This window comes from Massilia eurypsychrophila, assembly GCF_002760655.1.
Taxonomy (GTDB): domain Bacteria; phylum Pseudomonadota; class Gammaproteobacteria; order Burkholderiales; family Burkholderiaceae_D; genus JAFCUW01.
Genome location: NZ_PDOC01000058.1, coordinates 1 through 4,204, shown reverse-complemented (window position 1 = coordinate 4,204; position 4,204 = coordinate 1). Strand labels below are relative to the sequence as shown.

Sequence of the window (4,204 nt, the reverse complement as noted above, 5' to 3'; positions counted from 1 at the left end):
AAGGCTAACAGCAAATCAAACAGTCGTCAGGATTCTCAGTACCTCATCAAAGTTGGCGGGTTTGACCAGATGATGATCGAACCCTGCTTCACGCGAATACTGCCGATCTTTTTCCTGCCCATAACCCGTCATCGCGACCAGCATCATGTGCTTGAGCAAGGGGTGCTGTCGAATGCGTCTGGCAACTTCATACCCGTTGAGTTCAGGCAACCCAATGTCCAGCAGCATCATGTCGGGTTGGTATTCGAGGGCCGCTTCCAAGCCGCCTTGGCCATTATAAGCAGTCTGCACCTCATGCCCTGACGCTTCCAGCAGCATTGCGAGCGTTTCCGCCGAATCGACATTATCGTCCACGACTAGCACCCGCCGACGCGCCTCCGAGGACGGAGATATTGCGGCTATAGGTAGTTGGGACGGCGGCGTGAAAGGTAGCATGGCCGGCAGGCGCACGACGAACTCCGTTTCCTGTCCAATGATGCTGTGGACCTCTACCGTTCCTTCATGCAGTTCTACTAGACGTTTTACTAGGCACAAGCCGATTCCCAGTCCTCCTTGCGAGCGGTCGAGCGAACGTTCAGCCTGAGTGAACAAGTCAAAAACGTGCGGCAACAGTTCGGATGCGATACCTACGCCCGTATCCCTTACCCGCAATATCAACACATCGTCTTCCTGTTGAACGCTCAGCCAAATGTGACCGCCTTCTTCAGTATACTTTGCCGCATTGGTGAGCAAGTTCACCACGACCTGCTCCAGACGGGCGGCGTCCGCATGCAACCAGACGGGCCGGGGCGGTTGTGATACCGAAAGTTCGTGCCGACGTTGCGCGATCAGCGGATGAGCCGTCTCGACCGCCCGTTCGATGATACTACTCACGACAATCCACTCCTTAGCAATCTGGATTTTGCCGGTGTTGATGCGCGAAATTTCCAGCAGGTCGTCGACCAAACGTGTCAATTGCCCTACCTGACGCTCAATGATGTCGCGGGCTTGTTGCTGAACCGGGTCATCGCCTTTGTGAAGCCGCATCAGCTGCACGGCGTTGGCGATCGGGGCGAGGGGGTTGCGCAATTCATGACCGAGCATCGCCAGAAATTCATCTTTACGGTGATCGAGGTTAACCATTGCTTCTGCAGACTCGCATAACACTTGTTCTGCCTTCTTGCGTTCAGTAATGTTTTTGTACATAACGATCGCACCCTCGGCGTGATCGTCTGCCAACGGTGTAACGGTCATCAAAAACCAGCGCTGTTCGATTGCAGAATGATAAGCAAATTCCAGCGCGAACTTCTTTACGTTTCCCGCCAATACCGATTTGATACCCAAAACAGTTCGTTGCGCTGTGAAGGCTTCTTTCTCGTGTATCCGGGCACAGAGCAAAAAATAATCGACGCCAACCCCATGATCCTCGTCTTGCAGTGCGTTCGTTTCCGCAAATTGTCGCCACGCATCGTTTACCGTAATGATCTGGCCGTGGACATTGAGCAAGGCGATTCTTTCAGGTAGCGCATTAAGTATCGCAGCCTGTTTTGCGGCCTCGTTTCGACGCAATTGCTCCTGCGCTCGCCGTAACAGAAAAGGCCGTCCTTCGTGGTCTGCCACCGAATCGACCTCACCGCCGGTCAGAATTTCCAGGCGTCGCACCGTCTCATGCAACTGTTCGATCAGTGTTGGCAAATCCTCCTGGGTATCGACCGGTGGGATTAGTGTTGGCGGATTCAACCGGGGATCTCCTCTAGTCCCAGAGCTTGCAAAACGGCCTCTGTCTTGCTCAATGTGCCGATGATTTTACGCACCGGTTGAGGAGCGATTTTGAGCAAGGTCGGCGTCAGGAAAATCCCGTCTTTCAGCCCACGTGCTGGATACTTAAACACATCGACGATTTCAATATGGTGCTGATCGGGCAGATGCAATCGGCAAAGTGCGGTCAGATTGGCGATCGCCTGTACCGAGTTTTGCGCATCACCTGCGACGTACAGGCTGAACTTGAATATTTCGGGCTTACTCATGGCAGGCTCATTTTCGCTCAGGCTTGGTGGCGTCGGCGCCGCGTAATTCGCGCAGCCGGGTACGGCCGCGCGATAACTCCCGCTCCTGACTCTCGGTCGCCCCGGCAAGCAAAGCCTTTTCGACTTGTTTCGCTATCAGTTCAGTTTGCAAGGCTTTGGCGCGCACTTCGAGAACAGCTTCTTCAGCATCGAGACTGACGCCCTTGAGCTTTCTGGCGACTTCTGCAACCTCATTGGCAACCCGTTCGGCACTTTCCTTTTCCCAGCGCATCGTGCCCATCAACACTTCGCCACCCGCTGTATAGATATCTGCCAGCGTCACGCCGGTGTCGCTCAGGATCAGCTCGCGTACCTGGTTCGAATGGGCCGTGCCGCGTGACTTGATGATCGACATGCCACGATTGCGCTCACCGGCCTGGACCAGATAGTTAAGGTGAATCCAGGTATCGGCCAGTGTCGATATCTGTAGCGGCGTACCGCCATTGGTCTGGCTGGCCATCTCATCGAGAAGGCTGGTACAGACCAGCGTGATGCCTTCTGCTTTGGACCAGTCAATCAGCCGTTCGGCCACGCTGTGCGCGGTCAGCTCGTTTCCGGCTTTGGACAAGGTCGAGACCGGATCGATTACCAGGCAACGCGCCCCATGTTCCTTGGTCAGCGTCTTGATGCGTACCATCAGCGTTTCCGCACTGCCGGTAATGGTGCGGGCCGAAATCATGCGCAACAGCCCGCTTTTTACATAACGATGCAAATCAATTCCGACCGACGTCAGGTTGCGCAGGACCTCTGCGCCATCCGAATCAAAGCTGACGAACATAGTGCTCTCGCCTCGCTTGCACGCTGCTTCGGCGAATGCGCCACTTAAGGTTGTCTTAGCTGTACCCGGAAAACCGGTGATTAGCACGCTTGCGCCACGATAGTAGCCGCCACCCAGCATCGTATCGAGCCGCGCGACGCCGCTTGAAACGCGTTCTTTGCTGACACGGGCATCGACCCGGCCCAGCGTCCGAGCGACGGCCACGTCAAAGCCATTCATTCCAATGACAAATGGCGATTCGTTTTCATCGAAGTTGGAACCACGGTACTTCTGTACCCTTAGATTGCGCTGCGACACACCCAACACCACGCGGTGATTGAGGGTCACCGAGCAGTCCACCATATATTGCATGAAGCCGAATGGGTGTTCGCTGTTGGCGCCATTCGGATCCCCATGCGATTTGGCGGTAATGATGGCTGTTAGGTTTTGCTCCACCAACCATTCATGCAACCTGTAAAACTCCCGTCTTCTCGATGCCGCGTCAGGCAGTAGCGTCAACAAAATGTCAAGGGCGTCGAATACAATGCGCCGCGCGCCCATTTTTTTGGCCTGCTCCGCCAGCACTGCCAACATTCCTCGAAAATCAAAGCTGCCAGAATCGATCAGGTCCGGCGTTGGCTGAGCATCCAGAAAAAACAGCTTTTTGCGCTGCAGCTCAGCAAGCTTCCAGCCGAACCCTTCACAATTTGAAACAATGCGCTGAGGGGTTTCTTCGAAAGCAACGAAAATGCCGGGTTCTTTTAAATGCTGGGCACCGAACACTAGGAATTGCAATGCAAAAATCGTCTTCCCGGATCCCGGACCACCTTCGAGCAAGGTTGTGCGGCCAATCGGCAAACCATCGTTAGTGATTTCATCGAAACCGGTAATGCCGGTAAGCGCCTTCTTCGACGCTTTTGCAGGGGCGGATCGTGGAGATTTCATACCGATTTGGCTCCCAAAAAAATAAGGCGGAAAGAAAGTAGGGAGGAAGTTTCGAAAAGCATTTGAGTAAAAAATTTCCTTTTTGACCTGGTTTCATCAGGCAAACTTTAGCCACAAAAGCCAGGCAATAGGCGCTCGCGGCCGCTTGAAGAGGAAATTGTTTCGTGACTGGACTGCTAACTTACAATGTATCCGGTATGCCAAGGCGCATTTGACGTGCTCCATCCGTGTTCTACACAGTAGGGTGTGCTGATAGTACTCGAAAAATTGCTCGCACGTTTCACAAGATTTTGCGAGTGCATGTGCTGATCCAGCTTCGCTGCCAATCGGCGAAATTTATTCATCCTCATGCTCCGTTTATTCGAAAAGCGTGGCGACTTTCGCCAGTACTTCGGCCATGACGGATTCCGGAAAGGTATCGATCTTGCGGACGCGGCGCGCGGCCAGGTCAATTACG

The 4,204-nt window shown here is 54.0% G+C and carries 3 protein-coding genes; all 3 read right to left on the bottom strand.

What is annotated here, in order from left to right; translation table 11 throughout:
• Positions 1 to 15: 15 nt before the first annotated feature.
• Genes CR105_RS27035 through kaiC form a run of 3 tightly spaced genes read right to left on the bottom strand, consistent with a single transcriptional unit; the run spans position 16 to position 3,747 of the window.
• On the bottom strand, positions 16 to 1,719 hold the full coding sequence (locus CR105_RS27035; RefSeq protein WP_099794031.1) for a hybrid sensor histidine kinase/response regulator: 1,704 nt from the start codon (positions 1,717 to 1,719) through the stop codon (positions 16 to 18).
• A complete protein-coding gene (locus CR105_RS27030; protein ID WP_099794029.1) occupies positions 1,716 to 2,006 on the bottom strand; it encodes a circadian clock KaiB family protein in 291 nt (96 codons plus the stop codon). Before CR105_RS27030 ends, CR105_RS27035 begins: the two co-directional genes overlap by 4 nt.
• A 7-nt stretch (positions 2,007 to 2,013) precedes the next feature.
• Complete coding sequence (kaiC, locus tag CR105_RS27025) at positions 2,014 to 3,747, bottom strand: circadian clock protein KaiC (RefSeq protein ID WP_099794027.1); 1,734 nt, start codon at positions 3,745 to 3,747, stop codon at positions 2,014 to 2,016.
• Positions 3,748 to 4,204 lie beyond the last annotated feature (457 nt).

Coding starts and splice junctions, on each gene's coding strand:
- kaiC (WP_099794027.1), bottom strand. CDS start 3,747: ATGAAATCTCCACGATCCGCCCCTGCAAAAGCGTCGAAGAAGGCGCTT.
- CR105_RS27030 (WP_099794029.1), bottom strand. CDS start 2,006: ATGAGTAAGCCCGAAATATTCAAGTTCAGCCTGTACGTCGCAGGTGAT.